General features: G+C 64.8%; 18 protein-coding genes. 9 read left to right on the forward strand and 9 right to left on the reverse strand.

Features of this window, described 5'->3' with window-relative positions:
* Positions 1–94 precede the first annotated feature (94 nt).
* A complete protein-coding gene (typA, locus tag QQM37_RS07015; protein WP_285725942.1) occupies positions 95–2,029 on the forward strand; it encodes a translational GTPase TypA in 1,935 nt (644 codons plus the stop codon).
* A complete protein-coding gene (locus QQM37_RS07020) occupies positions 1,983–3,497 on the forward strand; it encodes a PIG-L family deacetylase (protein WP_285725944.1) in 1,515 nt (504 codons plus the stop codon). The genes typA and QQM37_RS07020 overlap by 47 nt, the downstream gene beginning before the upstream one ends.
* A 40-nt stretch (positions 3,498–3,537) precedes the next feature.
* Here QQM37_RS07020 and QQM37_RS07025 read toward each other — a convergent pair whose 3' ends face one another.
* Positions 3,538–4,059, reverse strand: a complete 522-nt coding sequence (locus QQM37_RS07025) for an ArsR/SmtB family transcription factor (RefSeq protein WP_285725945.1) — start codon at positions 4,057–4,059, stop codon at positions 3,538–3,540.
* A gap of 66 nt (positions 4,060–4,125) precedes the next feature.
* On the opposite strand from QQM37_RS07025, the gene QQM37_RS07030 reads away from it, so the two are divergent.
* Positions 4,126–5,442: an MFS transporter gene (locus QQM37_RS07030; RefSeq protein ID WP_285725947.1), complete on the forward strand. Its 1,317-nt coding sequence runs from the start codon at positions 4,126–4,128 to the stop codon at positions 5,440–5,442.
* A gap of 2 nt (positions 5,443–5,444) precedes the next feature.
* On the opposite strand, the gene QQM37_RS07035 is transcribed toward QQM37_RS07030, so the two are convergent.
* Together QQM37_RS07035 and QQM37_RS07040 are read right to left on the reverse strand one after the other, a co-directional pair.
* Positions 5,445–7,808, reverse strand: coding sequence for an ArnT family glycosyltransferase (locus QQM37_RS07035; RefSeq protein WP_285725949.1), 2,364 nt, complete (start codon positions 7,806–7,808; stop codon positions 5,445–5,447).
* Between the two features lie 189 nt (positions 7,809–7,997).
* A complete protein-coding gene (locus QQM37_RS07040) occupies positions 7,998–8,828 on the reverse strand; it encodes a hydroxymethylpyrimidine/phosphomethylpyrimidine kinase (protein ID WP_285725951.1) in 831 nt (276 codons plus the stop codon).
* Between the two features lie 356 nt (positions 8,829–9,184).
* Here QQM37_RS07040 and QQM37_RS07045 point away from each other — a divergent pair, with 356 nt between their 5' ends.
* Complete coding sequence (locus tag QQM37_RS07045) at positions 9,185–10,603, forward strand: MFS transporter (protein WP_285725953.1); 1,419 nt, start codon at positions 9,185–9,187, stop codon at positions 10,601–10,603.
* A 49-nt stretch (positions 10,604–10,652) separates the two neighbouring features.
* Positions 10,653–11,390, forward strand: a complete 738-nt coding sequence (locus QQM37_RS07050) for a fumarylacetoacetate hydrolase family protein (RefSeq protein WP_285725955.1) — start codon at positions 10,653–10,655, stop codon at positions 11,388–11,390.
* Here QQM37_RS07050 and QQM37_RS07055 read toward each other — a convergent pair.
* Positions 11,374–11,676, reverse strand: a complete 303-nt coding sequence (locus QQM37_RS07055; protein ID WP_285725957.1) for a putative acetyltransferase — start codon at positions 11,674–11,676, stop codon at positions 11,374–11,376. The genes QQM37_RS07050 and QQM37_RS07055 overlap by 17 nt on opposite strands.
* 223 nt (positions 11,677–11,899) lie before the next feature.
* Here QQM37_RS07055 and fdxA point away from each other — a divergent pair, with 223 nt between their 5' ends.
* The 3 genes from fdxA (at position 11,900) to QQM37_RS07070 (ending at position 14,798) form a co-directional block, all read left to right on the forward strand.
* The gene (fdxA, locus tag QQM37_RS07060; RefSeq protein ID WP_285725959.1) at positions 11,900–12,223 is read left to right on the forward strand and encodes a ferredoxin; all 324 of its coding nucleotides are present in this window, start codon (positions 11,900–11,902) and stop codon (positions 12,221–12,223) included.
* Positions 12,220–13,371 (forward strand): succinyldiaminopimelate transaminase, encoded by a 1,152-nt coding sequence (dapC, locus tag QQM37_RS07065; protein WP_285725961.1) that lies wholly within the window; start codon positions 12,220–12,222, stop codon positions 13,369–13,371. Before fdxA ends, dapC begins: the two co-directional genes overlap by 4 nt.
* A 128-nt stretch (positions 13,372–13,499) precedes the next feature.
* Complete coding sequence (locus QQM37_RS07070) at positions 13,500–14,798, forward strand: citrate synthase (protein ID WP_285725964.1); 1,299 nt, start codon at positions 13,500–13,502, stop codon at positions 14,796–14,798.
* Positions 14,799–14,877: 79 nt separating this feature from the next.
* Here QQM37_RS07070 and galE read toward each other — a convergent pair whose 3' ends face one another.
* Genes galE through dapD form a run of 3 tightly spaced genes read right to left on the reverse strand, consistent with a single transcriptional unit; the run spans position 14,878 to position 17,883 of the window.
* Positions 14,878–15,894, reverse strand: a complete 1,017-nt coding sequence (gene galE / locus QQM37_RS07075; RefSeq protein WP_285725966.1) for a UDP-glucose 4-epimerase GalE — start codon at positions 15,892–15,894, stop codon at positions 14,878–14,880.
* A 48-nt stretch (positions 15,895–15,942) separates the two neighbouring features.
* Entirely contained in the window at positions 15,943–16,809 is an 867-nt protein-coding gene (locus tag QQM37_RS07080; protein ID WP_285725968.1) for a hypothetical protein, read from the reverse strand.
* A 51-nt stretch (positions 16,810–16,860) separates the two neighbouring features.
* Complete coding sequence (gene dapD, locus QQM37_RS07085) at positions 16,861–17,883, reverse strand: 2,3,4,5-tetrahydropyridine-2,6-dicarboxylate N-succinyltransferase (RefSeq protein WP_285725970.1); 1,023 nt, start codon at positions 17,881–17,883, stop codon at positions 16,861–16,863.
* Positions 17,884–17,968: 85 nt separating this feature from the next.
* On the opposite strand from dapD, the gene dapE reads away from it, so the two are divergent.
* On the forward strand, positions 17,969–19,099 hold the full coding sequence (dapE, locus tag QQM37_RS07090; protein ID WP_285725972.1) for a succinyl-diaminopimelate desuccinylase: 1,131 nt from the start codon (positions 17,969–17,971) through the stop codon (positions 19,097–19,099).
* Positions 19,100–19,110: 11 nt separating this feature from the next.
* Here the strand turns inward: dapE and QQM37_RS07095 are convergent, their stop codons facing one another.
* Together QQM37_RS07095 and QQM37_RS07100 are read right to left on the reverse strand one after the other, a co-directional pair.
* Positions 19,111–19,986 carry an amino acid ABC transporter permease gene (locus QQM37_RS07095; protein WP_285725974.1) on the reverse strand — a complete coding sequence of 292 codons (876 nt, stop codon included), beginning with the start codon at positions 19,984–19,986 and terminating at the stop codon, positions 19,111–19,113.
* The coding region (locus QQM37_RS07100; RefSeq protein WP_474198334.1) for an amino acid ABC transporter permease at positions 19,986–20,675 on the reverse strand (690 nt) is incomplete at its 5' end. The genes QQM37_RS07095 and QQM37_RS07100, both read right to left, overlap by 1 nt.

The following is a 20,675-nucleotide window of genomic DNA, read 5'->3' on the forward strand; positions in this document are numbered from 1 at the left end:
CTAGAATGGGGGGTTGTAACGCTGGCGTCGGGGTCTGACCGGCCCTGCCGTCTTTCGTCATCCCGCCTCCGATCACCGAATCGAGTCCTCACGCATGTCCGAGACTAAGTCCGAGACTAAGACAGCCTCCCGTAACGACCTGCGCAATGTTGCCATTGTGGCGCACGTGGACCACGGCAAGACCACCCTGGTGGATGCCATGCTCAAGCAGACGCACTCCTTTGCCGAACACGGTGAAGTGGCCGACCGCGTCATGGACTCCGGTGACCTGGAGCGGGAAAAAGGCATCACCATTCTGGCCAAGAACACCACGGTGGCCTACAACGGTCCGTCCTCTAACGGCGAGACCGTGACCATCAACGTGATCGACACCCCGGGCCACGCCGACTTCGGTGGTGAGGTGGAGCGCGGCCTGTCCATGGTGGACGGCGTCGTGCTGCTGGTGGACTCCTCTGAGGGCCCGCTGCCGCAGACCCGCTTTGTGCTGCGTAAGGCACTGGCCGCGCACCTTCCGGTGATCCTGCTGGTCAACAAGACCGACCGTCCCGATGCGCGGATCGATGAGGTCGTTCACGAGTCGATGGACCTGCTGCTCGGTCTGGCTTCGGATCTGGCCGATGAGGTTCCGGACCTGGATCTGGACAAGGTGCTTGAGGTTCCCGTGGTGTACGCCGCCGCTAAGGTGGGGCGCGCCTCGCTGGAGAAGCCGGCCAACGGTTCGGCCCCGGACAACGAGGATCTGGAACCACTGTTCAAGACCATCATTGAACACATCCCGGCCCCGACCTACGATCCCGAAGGTGTGCTCCAGGCGCATGTGACCAATCTGGACGCCTCCCCGTTCCTGGGGCGTCTGGCGCTGCTGCGCATCTTCAACGGCACGCTCCGCAAGGGGCAGACGGTGGCCTGGGCCCGGCACGACGGGACCCTGAAGAACGTCAAGATCACTGAACTGCTGGCCACCAAGGCTCTGGAGCGCGTGCCCGCCGAGTCGGCCGGCCCCGGAGAGATCGTGGCAGTCGCCGGCATCGAGGACATCACCATCGGTGAAACCCTGACCGACGTCGACAACCCGCAGCCGCTGCCGCTCATTACGGTCGATGACCCGGCGATCTCCATGACGATCGGTATCAATACCTCGCCGCTGGCTGGCAAAGTCAAGGGTGCCAAGGTCACGGCCCGTCAGGTCAAGGATCGTCTGGACAAGGAGCTGATCGGTAACGTTTCGCTCCGCGTGCTGCCCACCCAGCGCCCCGATGCCTGGGAGGTGCAGGGCCGAGGCGAGCTGGCCCTGGCCATCCTGGTGGAGCAGATGCGCCGCGAAGGCTTCGAGTTGACCGTGGGCAAGCCGCAGGTGGTCACCAAGGTCATCGAGGGCAAGGTCAACGAGCCGATGGAGCACATGACCATCGACGTTCCGGAAGAGTACCTGGGCGCAGTCACCCAGCTGATGGCTGCCCGCAAGGGCCGGATGACCAATATGGCCAACCACGGAACCGGCTGGTGCCGGATGGAATTCGTCGTTCCGGCCCGTGGCCTGATCGGCTTCCGCACCAAGTTCCTCACGGACACCCGCGGCGCCGGCATCGCCTCCTCCATCTCCGAGGGCTATGAACCTTGGGTTGGCCCGATCGAGTACCGCACCAACGGTTCGCTGATCTCCGACCGTGCCGGTGTGGTGACACCGTTTGCGATGATCAACCTGCAGGAGCGTGGCTCCTTCTTTGTCCAGCCCACCTCTGAGGTGTACGAGGGCATGATCGTTGGCGAGAATTCCCGCGCTGATGACATGGACATCAACATCACCCGTGAGAAGAAGCTCACCAATATGCGCGCTGCCTCCTCGGACAGCTTCGAGAACCTCACTCCGCCGCGGGTGCTGACCCTCGAAGAGTCCCTCGAGTTTGCCCGCGAGGACGAATGTGTGGAGGTCACCCCGGAGGCGATCCGCATCCGCAAGGTGATTCTGACCGCTTCCGAGCGTGTCAAGGCCAACCGTTCCCGCAACCAGGCTGCAGCTCAGGGCTAAGCAGCCCGGACCACCACTGATGGGCGTTCCCTCCTTCACACCGGGCGAGCCCGGCACCACCGTGCCGGGCTCGCCCGGTGCTGGTTTTCTGCCGTTCGGTTTCCTTCCGGACCAGCCCTCTGCTCCGGACGGCCGCTACCGGGTACTGTTCATCCATGCGCACCCGGATGATGAGTCGATCAGTACCGGTGCCACGATGGCGTTGCTGGCTGGCCGGGGCGTTCAGGTGGACCTGCTCACCAACACCCGTGGCGAGCTGGGCGAGGTGCTGCCGGAAGACATCAGGCATCTGGAACAGGGATTGCCCAAGCCCGCCACAGAGTATGGCCCTGCGCGCGAAGGCCAGAGCCTCAACGACGGCGGTGCGGCCCTCGGACAGCTGCGCAGCGCGGAGCTTGATCAGGCCAGCCGGGTGCTCGGCATCAACGGGCGTGCCTTTCTGGGCGAATGGCCCGCACTCGCTGAGGGGTCGGAGCCCAGGATTTTCCGGGACTCCGGGATGTCCTGGGGGTCCGATGGGCGTGCCCAGCCGGACCCGCTGGCGCTGAACGATCCACTGGCCCTGAGCCGGATGCCGCTGGAGATCCCCAGTGCCCATGCGGCAGCGTATATTCGCCGGATGCGCCCGGATGTGGTGGTCAGCTATGCCCCTGATGGTGGCTATGGGCATCCAGACCATATGCGCACCCATGAGCTCACTCTGCGCGCCATCGAGTTGGCTGCCGAGCCGGAATCGCTGCAGCGCTCGCCCTCTGCGTTGGAGGCCTCCACGGCCGAGGCCTGGGATGTGCCGCTGGTCCACGTGATCCACTCGGACCGCCCTGCTGATCGTCAGGCGCAGGAGGAACTCGCCACTCTCTGGGTGGAAGGCGATCTGCACACCAAGCTTCAGGCCATGGCCGCGCATCGCAGCCAGATGGTGATCCAGGGGAGCTCGATGGCGGCCGGCGACGGCAAGTTCGCTCCCGTGAGTGCCCGCGAGGGTTTCCAGACCGTGCGCCATGGGCGCGGGAATGCTGGGCGCGGGAACGCTGGCGTGGAAGCCACTGCTCCGCGCTCTACGGCGAGTGACTGGCTGGGCCGGACGCTGTGCGCCGTCGTCGTCGGTGTCGTGGTGGCACTGCTGGGCACCCTGTTGCACTCGCGGGTCGCCGGTGGATGGCCGTGGGGTGCTTCGCTGGCCGTGCTGCTGGCCGCTTCCGCGATGGTGATGATCGGCAGCTGGGCCCGTTCCGTCCTGCTGGGCGCGCTGGTCGGTGTGCTGGCCTATCTGATGAGTCTCTGGCTCTCGATGCCGCACGGCATGCTGGGGCTGATTCTGGACAATCTTCCCGGCAGAGTGTGGCTCTATGGCCTGGCCGGGGTCACCGTGCTGTATCTGGCGGTGATGGTCATGATCCGCGTGGTGGGCCGCCGTCGTGCATCCCGTCCGGCTGTCTCTCCCAACCTCCCAACCTCACAGCAGTAGTTGCTGGAAATTCGCGATTTTTGCGCCACTACGCTGCGACTCAGTTGGGTGGTGGGTCGAGAGAGATTGCTGAGCGGTCCGGGTGATGCACCATGAACAGCGAGGTCGGGCTGCCGTCCGGATCGGCCGGCCGGGCCGCGTATTCATTGGTCAGTGTTTCCAGCCGATCCCTGAGTTCCGCCTGGTGCTCTGCATTGAGCATGAGACCCAGTCGGGTCACCTCAATCTCCTCGGGAGGCAGGCCCTCCACCTCCTGCATCAAGGTTTCAATGAGGATCGGTGCAATTCCGGGGACCTCCTGGCGGAAGGAGCGTCGAGTCGCCAGATAGGGGATTTCCCGGGCGCCCTGTTTGCCCGGGCGCTCGGCTTGCGCCTCCAGGAATCCGGTGCTGACCAGGGTTCGGACGTGATGCAGGGCCGTGGCAGGATTCATCTCCATGAGCTGAGCGATTTCCCGGTTGGTTCTGGCCGCGTGCAGGCACAGGCGCAGGATCCGCAGCCGCACGCTGGAGGAAAGTGCTTTGATCCTTGCCTGGTTCAGTTCCTCCTCTGATGCGCTCATACCACCAGTCTAGAGGGCTCCCACCGACTGATTGACTTAAACCAATCGGTCGCTGAGACTGGGATCATGACCTCACCATCGCTGTGGCGCAGCGGGAACTTCCTGCGGTTCTGGTCCGGCCAGGGGATCAGCCAATTGGGCACGCAACTGGGTTTGCTCGCCATGCCGGTGCTCGCCGTCGGACTTCTCAACGCGAGCGAGTTCGATGTCGGCCTGCTCGGGGCCGCGGGGACAATCGCCTTCCTGGTGGTCGGCCTGCCCGCTGGTGCCTGGGTGGACCGCTGGCGAAAACGGCGGGTCATGATTGCGGCCGATGCCGTCCGTGCGGTGGCGATGCTGGCGATCCCTGTGCTCTGGTGGTCTGGCCTGCTGCACATCTGGCAGTTGTATCTGGTGGCGCTCGTGGTGGGCGTGGCCACGGTGTTCTTTGATGTCTCCTACCAGAGCGTCATTCCGTTTCTGGTGGAACGGTCGCAGGTGCCGGATGCCAATTCGAGGCTGGAAGGGACGGCTCAGGTGGCGCGGGTGGCCGGTCCCAGCCTGGGCGGTGCCGTGCTCACGGTACTCAGTGCCCCGGTGCTGTTCGTAGCGGAGTCGCTGGGATACACCGTCTCTGCACTGTGTCTGTGGCGGGTACGGGTCCGCGAGGACCGGCATCCGGTGGAGCAACGGCGGTCGCTGGGCGTGGAGATTCGCGAAGGACTGGCCTATGTGCTGCATCAACCACTGCTGCGGCGCATCGTCCTGACCGTGGCCGGGGCCAATTTCTGTGGCAACATCACGGGCACGCTGATACCGATCCTGCTCCTGCGGGAGCTGAACCTCGGTGCGGTGGGGCTCGGCATCGTGCTCTCTGTGGGCTCCGTCGGCGGTGTGCTGGGCGCGGTGGCGGTACCCCACCTGGCTCGATGGATGGGGGAAGGGCGACTGATCCCGGTAGCGGCGATCTGCTGGTCCGTGGCAGCTCTGGGCGTTCCACTGGCTGCCGCCTTGCCGACCGTGTTCTGGCAGATGTCCCTGCTGATCGCGGTGGAATTCGTCTCCAGTTTCGCTATCCTGGCCTTCAACGTCATGCAGGTCAGCATGCGCCAGCGGATCTGTCCACCTGCGCTGCTGGGCCGGATGAACGCCTCGATCCGCTTCATGGTCTTCGGAGTGATACCCCTGGGCGCCCTGCTGGCAGGCGTGCTGGGCACCCTGCTGGGCGCCGTTCCAGCCATCTGGATCGGCGCCCTCGCAGGTCTGCTGACGCCACTGGCCGTGGTGTTCTCACCTCTGCTCAGGATGCGCACTCTGCCGGATTCGTCCACACCGGATTCGTCCCCTGCGGGTCCGTCCACAGCGGATCCGGGGGAGGCGCAGCCTGCCGATCAGCCCTTGTAAACTCAGCCCTGGTAAACGTAGAGCGTGCCGAGAGAGCTGGTGCCGGAACCCGATCCGTAGTCGCTGGCCGGAACCACCGTGAAATGCTGGGCCACCCAGTCACGGATGGTGGAGGCCTCCGGGGTGGATGCCACCCGACCCATCATTCCGCCCACAGCGCGCCCGGAGGAGGCCGTGTCCGAGGTGCTTCCGGCCGGTTGGGTCAGGAGCACGTACTTGAGTTGGCCGGAGGTCACCAGCGCGGTGAACTGATCCAGAGTCAGAGAAGGAACGGTCCCACTGAAGCCGCCGTAGGAGATGACCTCCTGGCCGGTGTTGAGGATAAAACGCGATGCCGTCGTACGACTGTCGGTGGCCATCAGCACATGCGCCCCAGGGTTCTGCGCATGAAGGTAGTCATAGAGCTTCTGGTCTGCGGCGTCGAGTGTGAGCGTGGTTCCGGTCACCGCGGCGAAAGGGCCGCCTGCAGCGGCGCCGCCCTGAGCGCCAGCTCCTTGGGAGCCAGCCCCTGCTTGGTCGCCGCCGCGGTTGCCTGCTGCGCCATCGGCCGCTGGATTCCCTCCGCGCTCGCCGCGGCCGCCAGCCGCCTGAGGGATGCCGGCCCCGGGGGCAGATCGCTGTCCCTGCCCGGCCGTCGTACCGGCTCCGTCAGCGCCACCAAAGCCGCCCATGCCGGCTCCGCCGAAACCTCCACTGAATCCACCCTCAGTCTGCCGTGGGCCGGCATAAGCGTCCGATGCCGTTCCGGCGTACGCGGGTACCACGACGGAGGCGGACCAGGCTGCCGGGCCAAGGAAGACTGCGGCGATCGCCAGGGCGGTGCTTGCGGTGAGCAGCTGTCCCGGAACAAAGCCACGGCGCTCAGCGGCCGGGGCCTCCTGGTGATTGAGCGACGGCAGCTGCCTGAGCCACGGCAGCGTCAGCGCAAGTACCCCGGCGGCCCCGGCCATTGCGATAACCAGTGGCAGCCAGGGGGTCAGTAGGCCGCTGGTCGAGGCCACCACGGCGGACCAGGCAGTCTGGATCGCCAGAGCCCCTGCGGGCAGCAACGCCTGGCGGAGAGTCTGGGCTTTACGGTAGGCCCGGGCCATCAGCACTCCTCCGACTGCGGAGAGGCCGGCAATCGGCATCGCCAGGATGGCCAGATAGGCGGTGTGTGGGATGGTCATGGCGCTCAGGATCACGACGCCGGTCGCCAGCCAGATGCCGCCGACCCAGAAGGCGGAGCTGATGCCCTGGCTTGCCCGGCGGCGGAACACTGCCATGCCGCTGAGCAACAGGCCGAAGAGCGCTGCGGGGTATAGCCAGCCGATCTGTGAGATGTACTGAGCGCTGAGCAGCTTCCAGGCGGAGCCGCCCGAACTTCCACCCGGAAAACCACCCGCGCCGCCGGGCTGCTGCCCTGCACGCACGCCCCGGGTGCCGCCACCCTGCGTCCCGGCCTGTTGGCCGCCATCGGCCGGGGCTGTTCCGGGTTGCATCCCGCCGGACCGGCCGGATTGTGCCAGCCCAGGGCCGGTCGTGACGGAGCCGGAGACGGCCTCCGGGATGAAGCGGTTCAGGCCGTTGTAGCCGAAGACCATGGCGTACATGTTGTTATTGGTGCTGCCGTCCACATAGGGGCGATCCTGCGCGGGGACCAGCTGTATGGCGGTCATCCAGGAGAGGGAAACCACCAGGGTCACGGCGCCGAAGATCAGCACATGCCGGATTTTGAACCACCAGGAGCGGTGTACCACCAGCAGATAGCCCAGCACGAGCGCCGGGATCACGAACCAGGCCTCCATCATCTTGGCCTGGAAGCCCAGCCCCACCCAGACACCGGAGAGGACCAGCCAGCGCAGCTTCCCGGTGCGCACCGCATCCTGCCAGGACATCACGGCGAGCACACAGAACATGATCAGCATGCCGTCTTCCATGGAATGCCCGAACATCGAGATCGCCAGCGGGGTCAGCGCACAGCCTGCAGCCGCCAGAAGGCCCGCCAGGGGCCCTGCCCAGTTTTTGCCGATGCGGTAACCGGCCCAGACGGTGACGGCGCCCTCGATGACCTGGGGGAGCGTGATCGAGACCTGGTTGAAGCCGAAAATCCGGGCCGAGAGGGCCTGAGGGACCAGGAAGCCGGAGAGCTTGTCCAGGGTGATCGTCGCATCCGGGTCGTAGGATCCGAAAAAGAAGGCTCGCCAGCTCTCGGACATGCTCCGGGCCGCCGTTCCGTAATACTCGGACATCCCGGCCTGCCCCAGGTTCCAGCTTTCCAGCACGACGGCGAGAAGGATGATGCCGGCCAGTACGAGCCAGTGCCAGAGTGGCTGGTTACGGAAGGAGCGCCGATACCAGACGGCGGGGGTCGCTGAAGCGTTCATGGTGATCCTTGGGGAAGGGTGCAGGGGATTCCCTTTCACCTTAGGCAAGTCACCTGCCAGAGCGCTGTGGGCAGCCTCAGCACCCCCTGTCCCGCCTCTTTCCTGCAACCATCCCTCCAACCTGAGACTCAGTTGGGAGAGGGAGGGACGGGGGACGGAGAAAAGAGGAAGGAAGTGAGGAGGTACCCATCAGGAGGCGGAGAGGGCACCTTGCCAGACGGCGTCGAACGGAGCCTGGGAGCTGACCCGGCCCGCGATCGAGGCCGTGACGAATTCCTTGGCGTTACGAGCGGCCTGCAGGGGTTCAACGCCCTTGGCCAGCTCCGCCGTCACGGCCGCAGCGAGTGAGCAGCCCGCACCCGAAACGGCGACCTCGCCAACCTTGGGTGCGCGCAGAATCTCCAACGTCGTGCCGTCGTAGAAGACGTCCACCGCGTCGCTTCCGCCCAGCCGCACCCCGCCTTTGGCCAGCACCGTTGCGCCCGAGGAGTCGTGAATCCGCCGGGCGGCATCCTCCAGATGCTCGACGGTGCTGATCTCCTCCATGCCGGAGAGGGAGAGCGATTCAAAATGATTCGGGGTGACGAAGGTAGCCAGCGGCAGCACCTCGCGCTTGAGCGCCTGGTCCGTATCCAGCGCGGCACCCGGTTCCTGGCCCTTGCAGATCAGCACCGGGTCCAGCACCAGATGGCGCCAGCTCTGGCTGCTCAGTATGGAGGCCACGGTCTCGATGGTCGCAGGGGTGCCGAGCATCCCGATCTTGGCGGTGTCCAGCACCTCGGCAGGGTAAGCGGTCGTGATCGCCTCGAGCTGATCGGCGATGACGGAGGGATCCACCGGGACAAAACGGTGATTCCAGTCGGCCTTGGGGTCGAAGGAAACGATGCAGGTCAGCGCCGCGATACCGAAGACCCCTCGGGCCTGAAAAGTCTTCAGATCCGCCTGCGCCCCGGCCCCGCCGGTCGCTTCGGAGCCGGCGATCGTCAGAGCAAGAGCGGGGGAATTCTGGATCAAAGTCATAGCGAAAATCCTATCCTCTGCGCCGGCCGAGCTTCCAGAGCGATCCACCTGGTGGCATTCAATATGCGGAACCATGTTCAGTATGATGGATGCCGCACCCCGGTGGCTTCGGTCGGGGGCATCTGCCGCATCAGTGCTGGGGCAGGACCCTCTTTATCGACATATCCAGCGCCTCGTGGGCGCCGAGGGTGGCGTGACTGGGCTGGATATTCCTCCTATTGACCCGGGTTGACGACGCGGTGACAGCACTCGGAATGTTCAGGGGGTTGAACAGAGTTCAAAGGGCTGGTAGTCTCCACGCAGAGACAAGGCGTAATCATTGCGTCGATTTCGCTCGTTCCAGCCAATCAAAGGAGATGGCATTGACCTCAGTACACACGGTTGAACACCCGGGTGCCTCCGATCCGGATTACGCCAAGAATCTGCAGCGTGCCACCCTGGCCTCCAGCATCGGCAGCGCTCTCGAATACTTCGACTTCGCCCTTTACGGCCTGTCGACGGCACTGATCTTCAACCTTCTGTTCTTCTCACAGGCGGATCCCGCGATGGCGACTGTGGCCGCCTTCGCAACCTACGGCGTCGGCTTCCTGGCGCGTCCTTTCGGGGGCCTCGTCTTTGGACGTCTGGGTGACCGGTTGGGCCGCAAATGGGTTCTGGTGGTGACCATCCTGCTCATGGGCGGTGCCTCCACCCTGATCGGCGTCCTGCCCACCTACGACCAGGTCGGCCTGTTGGCTCCTCTCCTGCTGGTCGTCCTGCGCCTGCTGCAGGGCTTCGGTGCCGGCGCCGAGCAGGCCGGCTCCACCGTCCTGATGGCCGAGTACGCCCCGGTCAAGCGTCGCGGATACTTCGCCTCGCTACCGTTTATCGGCATCCAGGCCGGCACCCTGCTGGCTGGCGTGGTGTTCTGGCTGATCAACTTGCTGCCCAAGGATCAGCTCATGAGCTGGGGCTGGCGCGTGCCGTTCCTGCTCTCCTTCGTGCTGATTCTGGTCGCACTGTTCATCCGGTCGAAGCTGAAGGAAACTCCGACGTTCGTGGTGCTGGAGAAGAACGAGCAGATCCAGGACAAGCCCGTCAAAGAGATCTTCACCAAGGGCCTGCCCGGCGTCCTCGTCGGCATCGGCCTGCGCATGGCGGAGAACGGCGGCTCCTATATGTTCCAGACTCTCTCCCTGGCGTTCTTCGTCTCCGTGGTTGGCAAGAACGCGGACAAGGGCCTGCTGGCCTGGGGCGTGACCATCGGCTCTCTGATCGGTGTCTTCTCCGTCCCGTTCGCCGGGCACCTCTCCGACAAATTCGGCCGTCGCACCATCTACCGCGTCGGCGCCGTCTTCATGCTGCTCTACTCGTTCCCCGCGTGGTGGATGCTTACTCTCGGCAACACCTGGCTGGCGGTATTCGTGATCGCCATCGGCATCGGCGTGGCCGTGAACACCATGCTTGGCCCGCAGTGCGCCATGATGCCGGAGATGTTCGGCAATAAGCACCGCTACCTGGGCGTGGCGATGGCCCGCGAGATCTCCGCGGTCCTGGCAGGCGGCCTGGCCGGCGTCCTGGGTGCCTACATCATCGCCGTGAGCAAGGGTGACTGGATTCTGCTGGCCATCTACATGGCCACCCTGGCTCTGATCACCACCTGCTCCACCTTCCTGGTCCCGGAGACGCTGCGACGCGACCTGCTCCGCACGGACGATGCCGTCAAGGTCTCCCGCCACGAGACCGGCGAGGGCGTGGAAGCCACCACTCAGCGCATCACGAAGATCGAGATCTGACGGTGGCTGCTGTGCTCAACTCGAGGCCAACCGCGATGGCGGTGCTCTGATGCGGCTCGCCCGACTGTCAACCAATGCCGGCTTCCACTGGGTCCGGGCTGAGGGCTCGGACTGGCTGCCGGTGGAGGATCCCTACGAAGCCTTTGCACGGGGCGAATCGCCAGCCGATGCGGTGCCATCGGAGCCACTGAACGGGGAGATGCTGGCCCCCTGCCAGCCCGTCATCGTGGTAGGGATCGCTCAGAACGGGCCCGAGCATCACAGCCCGGTCCAGGCGTGGCTCAAGAGTCCGCGGACCGTGGTGGCCTCCGGCATCCCACTCACCTTGCGCCGGGATGCCGGGATCCCGGCCATCGAGGGTGAGATTGCCGTGGTGATCGGCAAGGATACTCTCGGCCTGACGGCAGCAACAGCCCACCAGTACGTGCTCGGTGTGACGGCGGTGAACGACGTTTCCAGTCCGGACCGGGCCGTCCTGGACCCACGGAACTTCGAAGGCAAAGGGGGGGAGGGCTACACCCCGCTGGGGCCGTGGATCGACACCGAGTGCGGTATTGACGAGGTTGCCATGGTGGTCCGCATCGATGGAGCGGAGCGCGTTTCCACGGGGACCTGGGATCTGCCGTCCACCATCCGCCAGTGCCTGGAATACGTCTGTCACTGGCTCCGTCTGGGCCCGGGTGACGTCGTGATGACCGGAGCCCCGCGATCCAACTTCAGTGTGGCGCCGGGTGCCTTGGTGGAGATCGAGGTGGCTGGGATGACCCTGGTCACTCCGACGGACTGACGCTCCGAGCTCCGGCTCGCACCGGCGCCGGCGGAATCTCCTTTACCGCTACCACCGACTGCCAGGGGATGTGGACCTCGGTCCACCGGGTCTGCACCCTCAACGCAGCAGTCGTGGGTTCTCCGGGGGACCCTTCGGTGGAGAGGAGCTCGCCCACGGCATCGGTGAAGGGTTCTGCCGAACCCCCGATGTCGGCCTGCCCGGCCCGCCGATAACGGACCACCAGGCGCATCCCGGGATGTAAACGTTCCCAGGGAAGGTGGCTGAGCGGCGGCAGGCGGATCATTCCCCCATGCTAGTGCCGGGCCCGATCGTCGCACACCGGCCCAGCGACGATCGGGCCCGGCACTGTTCACCCGCAGACAGAGCCTGGCTGGCACCTATCAGTTCGCACACATAAGTTCACAGTCCACGTCGTGGCGCGGCTGGGCAAGCCGGGTGGGGGATAATGGAACCCTGAGCGCCGATCCCTCCTGGTGCCAGTCAACACAGAGAAGAAGGGTTGGGACGTGACGTACGTTATCGCGCAGCCATGCGTGGATGTCAAAGACAAAGCCTGCATTGAAGAGTGCCCGGTTGACTGCATCTATGAAGGCGAACGTTCGCTCTACATCCATCCTGACGAGTGTGTCGACTGTGGTGCCTGCGAGCCGGTCTGCCCCGTTGAGGCGATCTACTACGAAGACGATGTGCCCGAGGAGTGGGCCGATTACTACAAGGCGAACGTCGAGTTCTTCGTTGAGATCGGTTCCCCTGGCGGAGCTGCCAAGCTCGGCAATACGGGCACGGATCACCCGCTGATCGCCGTTCTGCCTCCTCAGAACCAGGCATGAGTAACGCATCGCGCCCCTTCGGACTCGATCTGCCTGAGTACCCCTGGGACGCCGTTGCACCCTATGCTGAACGCGCCCGGCAGCACCCGGACGGCATCGTCGATCTGTCGGTGGGAACGCCCGTCGACCCGACGCCGCAGCTGATCCAGGACGCGCTCAAAGCCGCCACGGACGCCCATGGCTACCCCACCACCGCCGGTCGCGCGGATCTGCGCCAGGCGATTGTCGACTGGTTTGCCCGTCGCCGTGGAGTGCCTGGCCTGTCGGTGGATCAGGTCCTGCCCACGGTCGGATCCAAGGAACTCGTGGCCTGGCTGCCGCTGCTGCTGGGTCTGCGCGCGGGAGACGTCGTCGTGCGTCCGAGGGTTGCCTACCCGACCTATGACATCGGTGCGTTGCTGGCCGGTGCCACACCGGTTGCTGCAGATTCCCTCGGTGAGCTCGATGCCGATACGCTCGCCCGCGTGCGGCTGGTCTGGCTGAACTCGCCCGGCAACCCGACGGGCGAGGTGCTCTCGGCGGAGGAGATGGCCAGGATTGTCCGTCAGGCTCGCGAGCTGGGCGCTGTGGTGGCTTCCGATGAATGCTATGCCGAGCTGGGCTGGGGCGAGTGGGAGTCCGGGGTGCCCTCGGTACTCGATCCTGAGGTGTCCGGCGGATCGACCGAGGGACTGCTGGCGGTCTACTCATTGTCCAAGCAGTCGAATCTGGCGGGCTACCGGGCGGCGTTCATCGCCGGTGACCAGGCGCTGATCTCCTCGCTTCTGGTCAGCCGCAAACACGCCGGAATGATGGTCCCGTGGCCGGTGCAGGAAGCGATGCGCGTAGCGCTGGCCGATGACGCGCACGTTCAGCTGCAGAAGGACCGGTACCGGGCGCGCAGGGAGACCTTGCTAGCAGCAATGCAGGATGCCGGGTTTGTGGTCCACGGATCAGAGGCTGGCCTTTACCTGTGGGTGACTCCCGGTGGGGAGCGGGCCGAAGAGGATTCCTGGGCTACTGTGGCCTGGTTTGCGGACCGCGGGATTCTGGTCGGCCCGGGCGTTTTCTATGGTGACGCCGGGCAGGGGTTGGTGCGCCTGGCACTGACTGCCAGTGATGAGCGGATCGAGGCGGCAGCCCGCCGTTTGCGTGAATCCTCACGATAGCTCCCCGCTATCGTGAACGGCCCGGCTTCGAGACGCGAAAAGCTGCCCTGCGATTAGGCGCAGGGCTTGCCTGAGCGGTAGTTTCATAGCAAAGGACGCCCCAGGAAACCCATCGAAGGGAACCCCCCATGACCGAAAGCCCCGTCAGGGAAACCAGGAATGCATCACTGCATTACGGAGACGGAACTCTCGACCTCCGGCGGATCGCCGCAGTCGAGGGCAATGACGGCTACGACGTATCGAAGCTGCTGAGCACCACCGGTGCCGTGACCTACGATCCCGGCTTTGTGAACACTGCCGCGACGACATCGGCCATCACCTTCATTGACGGTGACGCCGGCATCCTGCGTTACCGGGGGTACCCGATCGAGGAGCTGGCGCAGAACTCCAGTTTCCTGGAGACCTCCTACCTGTTGATTTACGGGAACCTGCCCACCGCGGCTGAGCTGGCAGCCTTTGATCAGAAGATCCGGCGCCATACACTGCTGCACGAGGAGCTCAAGGGCTTCTTCGGCGGCTTCCCGCGGGATGCGCACCCCATGCCGGTATTGTCCTCTGCCGTCTCGGCGCTGTCCACGTTCTACCAGGATTCGCTGGACCCCTTTGATGATGATCAGGTGGAGCTTTCCACGATCCGCCTGATGGCAAAGCTTCCGGTGATCGCCGCCTACGCGCATAAGAAGTCGATCGGGCAGGCCATGCTCTACCCTGACAACTCGATGAACCTGGTGGAGAACTTCCTGCGGCTGTGCTTCGGTCTGCCGGCTGAGCCGTATGAGCTGGATCCGGTGATGGTCAAGGCTCTTGACCTGCTGCTGATCCTGCACGCGGACCATGAGCAGAACTGCTCCACCTCCACGGTGCGCCTGGTGGGAAGTTCCAATGCGAATATGTTCGCCTCGATCTCCGCGGGTGTGAACGCGCTCTTCGGCCCGCTGCATGGCGGTGCCAATGAGGCTGTGCTGAACATGCTTCGCCAGATCCAGGCCAGCGGCGAGCCCGTGGAGAAGTTCGTCCAGCGGGTCAAGAACAAAGAAGACGGCATTAAGCTCATGGGCTTCGGCCACCGGGTCTACAAGAACTACGACCCGCGGGCCAAGATCGTCAAGGCCACCGCGAACGAGATCCTGTCCCGGCTGGGTGGCAATGACGAGCTGCTCGACATCGCCATGAAGCTCGAAGAGACTGCGCTGACCGATCAGTACTTTGTTGACCGCCGTCTCTACCCCAATGTGGACTTCTACACCGGCGTGATCTATAAGGCGATGGGGTTCCCGGAGAAGATGTTCACGGTGCTCTTTGCCATGGGTCGTCTGCCAGGCTGGATCGCTCAGTGGCGCGAGATGATCAAGGACCCGGCCACCAAGATCGGGCGCCCGCGTCAGCTGTATGTGGGCGAGCCGGAGCGCGCGTACCCCTCGCGCTGAGTCTTCCTGGTACTGAGTCTTCCTGATACTGCGGAGGCCCTGTCGCTGAACAATATTCAGTGACAGGGCCTCCGATGTTTTAAGCGTCCTGGTAGCCCTGAGGGTTGTTCTTCTGCCAGCGCCAGTGGTCTTCGCACATCTGGTCCAGGGTCTTGGTGGTGGACCAGCCCAGGTCCGCCAGAGCCGCCGAGGGATCGGCCCAGAAGGCCGGGAGATCGCCGGGGCGACGTGCGGTGATCTCGTAGGGCAGCTCATGCCCTACAGCCCGTTCAAAGGAGTGCAGAACGTCCAGCACCGAACTGCCGATGCCGGAGCCGAGGTTCCAGCGGAAGACGCCCAGATGTGAGGCGACGTAGTCCAAGGCGGCAACGTGACCGTCCGCCAGGTCCATGACGTGGATGTAGTCACGCAGGGCGGTACCGTCCGGGGTGTCGTAATCGGCACCGAAGACCATGAGCTTCTCGCGGCGGCCCACCGCTACCTGGGCGATGAAGGGCACCAGGTTATTGGGGATGCCGAGGGGATCCTCGCCGATCCGGCCTGAGGGGTGAGCGCCCACCGGGTTGAAGTAGCGCAGCAGGGCGATCCGCCAGCGGGCATCGGCCGCACCGAGGTCGGAGAGGATGTCCTCGATGTGCTCTTTCGTCCGGCCGTAGGGATTGTCGGAACCGATCTCCATCTTCTCGATGTACGGGTACGGATTCTGACCGCCGTAAACTGTCGCGGAGGAGGAGAAGACGATGGTGCGCACCCCGTGGGCGTCCATCGCCCGGAGCAGATTGATCGTTCCGGTGACGTTGTTGTGGTAGTAACGCAAGGGCTGCTGGGTGGATTCGCCCACTGCCTTGAGCCCGGCAAAGTGGATCACAGCATCCACCGGTTCGCTGGCGAAGAGTTCGTTGAGTGCGGCTTCGTCGAGCAGGTCCACCTGGTGGAAGGTCACCGACTTTCCGGTGAGCTCCTCGACGCGGCGCAGGGACTCTGCGGAAGAGTTGACCAGGTTGTCCAGCACACTGACCTCGTGACCGGCTTCGAGCAGAGTGAGAACCGTGTGGGAGCCGATATATCCGCTGCCTCCGGTGACAAGTACCTTCATGGTTTCAGCCTACCGGCCGCGTACTGCGATTCCCCTCCCAACTACTGCTCAGCTGGGTTTCTGCACCGTGATGATGACCTCGGTGTCACTCGGGACACCACCGCTGACCCAGCCGCGGTTGGTGGCGCCATCGTTGTTTCCGCAGATCCAGTTCTCCCCGGCGAAGCTGACCTGAGAGAGGTTGAGTGATTGCGCGTTGGCCACGGCCCATTGAGCCATCGCCCAGGCGTAGCTTCCGCTGCTGGAAATCCGCACACCGGTGGGAGTGCTCTGTACGGTGATCGATCCGAAATTCTGGCGTAAGGCAGCCTCAACGTCCGCAGGGGTCCCAGCGGCGGAGGGCGGATTCAGGGTACAGCTGAGGTTTCCGGTGGAGTTGCCGGTCAGTGCGGAAGCGAAGGCCCTCGCCATGGGCTCGTGCTGCCCATAGGCCAGCGGAAAGGCAGATCGCTGCACCGCTTGCCCGGCATCCGTCACCGCCATGCTCTGATAGTTCGGCACCTTGAGCAGGGCATTGTAGAAAGCATTGATGGCGTACTCGGGGTTGAGGATCTGCTCCTTGGTGCCCCAGCCCTGGGACGGCCTCTGCTGGAACAGGCCCACCGAATCCAGATCCCCGTAGGTGATATTGCGGATCTTGGATTCCTGCATCGCCACGGCCAGGGCGATGGTCACCGCCCGCGGTGGGAGGTTCCGCCGGAGAGCGACCGAGGAGATCAGAGAGGCGTTCGCCGTCTGATCCGGAGCGAGCCGAAAGGTCCCGGCATCCGTTGAGGCGGAACAGCCCACGGAGAGCGCCACGGGCCGCGCAGTGAAGAAGTTCATCGCCCACAGACCCGCGACGACGGCGAGCACCGCCACGAGTGCCGTGGAGAAGACCCACAGCAAGGCGTGGCGGGCTGAGCGTCGGCTCACAGGGCCTGCTTTCCGGTCAGCTTTCCGAGGGACTTTCTGGTGGACGGCGCCTCAGTTGGCGTGCAGGGCGGCGTTCAGCTCCACGGTCTGTCCGAGCCGGGGGAGCACCTCCACCTCACCGGTGGTCGAATTGCGGCGGAACAGCAGGTTGGGCTGGCCGGACAGCTCCACGGCCTTGACGATCCGGGCAGTGGGCTCGCCATCGTCGTTCCGGGGGCCATGAACCCGCACACGGGTGCCAGCGGTCACGTAGAGGCCTGCCTCCACGACGCTGTCATCGCCGATCGAGATGCCGACGCCGGAGTTGGCGCCCAGTAGCGCACGCTCGCCGATCACCACGCGCTGCGTTCCGCCGCCGGAGAGCATACCCATGATCGAGGCACCACCGCCTACATCTGAGCCCTCACCCACCACGACGCCCGCGGAGATACGGCCTTCCACCATGGAGTGACCCAGGGTCCCGGCGTTGAAGTTCACAAAACCTTCGTGCATCACGGTGGTGCCATCCGCCAGATGCGCACCCAGGCGCACCCGGTCGGCATCGGCGATGCGTACCCCGGTGGGCAGCACGTAGTCCACCATCCGCGGGAACTTGTCCACGCCGTAGACAGTCAGGGAGCCACGACGACGCAGTCTGGCCCGGGTCAGCTCAAAGCCTTCCGGCGAGCAGGGACCGGCGCTGGTCCACACCACATTGGGCAAGGCTGCGAAGATTCCGTCCAGATTGACGGTGTTCGGCTGGACCAGTCGATGGGAGAGCAGGTGCAGCCGAAGGTAGGCATCAGCGGTATCGGCAGGTGCGGCATTCAGGTCGATCTGCACGAAGACGACGCGCTGGCTGACGCCGCGATCCGGATCGGTGCCGACCAGTTCGGCAAGTTCAGGGGCGGCCTGCTCGAGCTCGGTCGAGGCGGCGTCCCGGAGCGTCTCCGGCCCCAGTCCCAGCGCCGGAGCGGGGAACCAGACATCCAGAATGGTGCCGGAGTCGGTGATGGTGGCCAGGCCGGTGCCGTGGGCGGCACGGTGCTCGGTGAGGGGGAGTTCTGCGGTCGGGTCCGTCGGCAAGCTGCTCATGGCTCCATTCTCCCGTAGCGCGGCGGCGCTGACCAACTCCCGCCCGCCAACTGGTGTCGCCGGAGCGGCCGACTATTCTGGATCCATGCCTTCTCACCCCGAACCTGCTCAGGACTCCACCCGCGAATCGCGGCCCCTTGACCTGCACGCTGACGTCGCCGTCCTGACCGCCGCTCTGCTGGATGTGGAAAGCGTCTCCGGGAATGAAGCGACCCTGGCCGATCAGGTGGAGCAGGCTCTGCGCGCACTGGGGCACCTGCAGATAACGCGCGATGGCGATGCGATCGTGGCGCGCACCGAGCTGGGCCGTGCCGAAAGGGTGATCCTGGCCGGACACCTCGACACCGTGCCGCTGCCCACCACGCCCGGAAGTCGCGGAACGGTGCCGTCCAGCTGGGAGGGTTCAGTCGGTGACGGCGTGCTGTACGGCCGTGGCGCGGTGGATATGAAGGGGGGAGTGGCCGTTCAACTGGCGCTCGCAGCCACCCTGACCGAACCCATCCGGGATCTGACCTTCGTCTTTTACGACCATGAGGAAGTAGAGGCCTCGTTGAGCGGCCTGGCCCGGCTGGCCCGGAATCACCGCGAACTGCTGGACGCTGATTTCGGCATCCTGCTGGAACCGACCGATGGCGTCGTGGAAGGCGGCTGTAACGGGACCATGCGCTTTGAAGCGCGGACCCGGGGTCAGGCGGCGCACTCGGCACGAGCCTGGATGGGCCACAATGCGATTCACGATGCAGCGGAGATCCTGAGCAGGCTGCGTGACTATGATCCGCTGACCGTCGCGGTGGACGGCCTGGATTACCGGGAGAGCCTGAATGCGGTGAAAATTCGGGGTGGCATCGCGGGGAACGTGATCCCGGATGAGGCGGTGGTGGAGATCAACTATCGCTTTGCGCCGGATAAGTCGCTGGACCAGGCGGAGGCTGTGGTCCGCGAACTGCTGGAGGGGTTTGAGCTGGACCGTACGGATGCCGCTCCTGGAGCCCGTCCCGGCCTGGATCAGCCTGCTGCCGCGGCTTTTGTGGCGGCCGTGGGCGGCCAGCCGAAGCCCAAATTCGGCTGGACCGATGTGGCACGGCTGGGCCAGCTCGGGATCCCTGCGGTGAACTTCGGGCCGGGGGATGCTCTGCTGGCGCACAGCGACGACGAACACGTCAGCGGCCAGGCAGTCCGTGACTGCCTGGCCGCCCTGACCCGCTGGTTGAGCTGAGGTTCTGCCCCTTATACGGTGCCGTTCGAGTCCAGGGTTCCTGCGCCCGGTACAGCGGGGGTGGCCCGGGTGGAGACCTTTGGGCTGCGCCGCAGCCGGGACTCCGCGTACTTTGCCAGACCCGCCAGGATGAGACAGCAGCCCACGTACATTGAGCCACCGATGATGGCCGCGGGGATGTACGGCGTCTGATACTGCGTCTGCCCACCGTAGAAGCTGATCTGGTACAGCAGCTCCTGGTAGGTGATGATGAAGCCGATCGAGGTGTCCTTGAGCGTCACGACCAGCTGGGCGATGATCACCGGGAGCATGGTGCGCACCGCCTGCGGCAACAGAATGATCGTCATCACGGACGTCTTGCGCAGGCCCAGGGCGTATGCGGCTTCACTCTGGCCCTTCGGAATGGCCCGGATGCCCGCCCGGAACACCTCCGCAAGCACGGAGCCGTTGTAGAGGATCAGGCTGGTGACCACCGCGATATACGGCGTCATACCCTGCACGCCCACCGAGGGCAGGCCGTAGAACATGATCGCCATCAGGATCAGCAGCGGGATGGCGCGGAACAACTCCGTGATCCACCCCACCGGCAGGGAAATCCAGCGTCGCTCGGAGAGCCGGCCGACGGCCAGCACCATACCGAGGATGAGCGAGCCGACGGCTGCCACCGCGAAGGCGCTCAGCGTGGCACCCAGCCCCTTGAGCAGGGTCTGTTGTACCAGGGGAGCGGAGAACAGGCTCCACTTCTTGGCGTTGAACTGGCCGCTTTCCGCGAATTTGTAGATCACGAAGGCCAGGAACGCCAGGATCACCACGATGGTGAGGACGCCGAGCACCCTGTTCCGGGTGATGGCTTTGCGCCCCGGAGCATCGAAAAGAACTGAACTCATCAGGACACCGCCCATTTCTTCTCAAGAGTGCGTTGTAGCCAGCTCAGCAGGAACACCAGAATCACAAAGCCCAGGGCCACCCACAGAAGGCTCTGCATGGCCGGGTAGCCGCGCTCGGAGAGGTTCGAGCGGATGGCGCCGGCCTCCATGACGGAGAACCCGGCAGCCACGGTGGTGTTCTTCAGCAGGGCGATCAGCACGCTCATCAGCGGCGGGACCACGGCCCGGATCGCCTGCGGCATGACCACCAGGCTCATGGTCTGGCTGAAGGGCAGGCCGATGGCGCGAGCCGCCTCCGCCTGGCCGATCGGCACGGTGTTGATCCCGGCCCGGATGGCCTCTGCGACATAGGTCGCGGTGTACAGGGACAGTGCGATGATGGCGAGCGGGACGAAGCCAGGATTGGGGAAATTCAGCCGGGGCAGGCCGAACACCATGACCAGGAACACCAAGGTCAGCGGCGTATTGCGCACGGTGTTGACGTAGAACGTGCCCAGGGCGCGCATCGGGGTGACCGGAGAGACGCGCAGGGTGGCGACGATGGTACCCAGAATCAGCGCGAAGATGGCGGAGAAAAAGAACAGGATGATCGTGTTCTTGAAACCTTCGCTGAAAAGATCAAGATTATCGGTCAGCGTATTCACAGCAGTGGCTCGCTTTCGAAGAGGAGTGCCGTGGGGGGGCCGCCC

It is taken from the genome of Psychromicrobium xiongbiense, from assembly GCF_030271165.1.
Lineage (GTDB): Bacteria > Actinomycetota > Actinomycetes > Actinomycetales > Micrococcaceae > Renibacterium > Renibacterium xiongbiense.

Excerpts from the sequence above, each read along its gene's own strand:
- galE (WP_285725966.1), bottom strand. The coding sequence starts at position 15,894 with ATGAAGGTACTTGTCACCGGAGGCAGCGGATATATCGGCTCCCACACG.
- QQM37_RS07050 (WP_285725955.1), top strand. The coding sequence starts at position 10,653 with ATGCGGCTCGCCCGACTGTCAACCAATGCCGGCTTCCACTGGGTCCGG.
- QQM37_RS07070 (WP_285725964.1), top strand. The coding sequence starts at position 13,500 with ATGACCGAAAGCCCCGTCAGGGAAACCAGGAATGCATCACTGCATTAC.
- dapD (WP_285725970.1), bottom strand. The coding sequence starts at position 17,883 with ATGAGCAGCTTGCCGACGGACCCGACCGCAGAACTCCCCCTCACCGAG.
- QQM37_RS07040 (WP_285725951.1), bottom strand. The coding sequence starts at position 8,828 with ATGACTTTGATCCAGAATTCCCCCGCTCTTGCTCTGACGATCGCCGGC.
- QQM37_RS07095 (WP_285725974.1), bottom strand. The coding sequence starts at position 19,986 with ATGAGTTCAGTTCTTTTCGATGCTCCGGGGCGCAAAGCCATCACCCGG.
- QQM37_RS07045 (WP_285725953.1), top strand. The coding sequence starts at position 9,185 with ATGGCATTGACCTCAGTACACACGGTTGAACACCCGGGTGCCTCCGAT.
- QQM37_RS07035 (WP_285725949.1), bottom strand. The coding sequence starts at position 7,808 with ATGAACGCTTCAGCGACCCCCGCCGTCTGGTATCGGCGCTCCTTCCGT.
- QQM37_RS07030 (WP_285725947.1), top strand. The coding sequence starts at position 4,126 with ATGACCTCACCATCGCTGTGGCGCAGCGGGAACTTCCTGCGGTTCTGG.
- typA (WP_285725942.1), top strand. The coding sequence starts at position 95 with ATGTCCGAGACTAAGTCCGAGACTAAGACAGCCTCCCGTAACGACCTG.
- QQM37_RS07055 (WP_285725957.1), bottom strand. The coding sequence starts at position 11,676 with ATGATCCGCCTGCCGCCGCTCAGCCACCTTCCCTGGGAACGTTTACAT.
- dapE (WP_285725972.1), top strand. The coding sequence starts at position 17,969 with ATGCCTTCTCACCCCGAACCTGCTCAGGACTCCACCCGCGAATCGCGG.
- QQM37_RS07025 (WP_285725945.1), bottom strand. The coding sequence starts at position 4,059 with ATGAGCGCATCAGAGGAGGAACTGAACCAGGCAAGGATCAAAGCACTT.
- dapC (WP_285725961.1), top strand. The coding sequence starts at position 12,220 with ATGAGTAACGCATCGCGCCCCTTCGGACTCGATCTGCCTGAGTACCCC.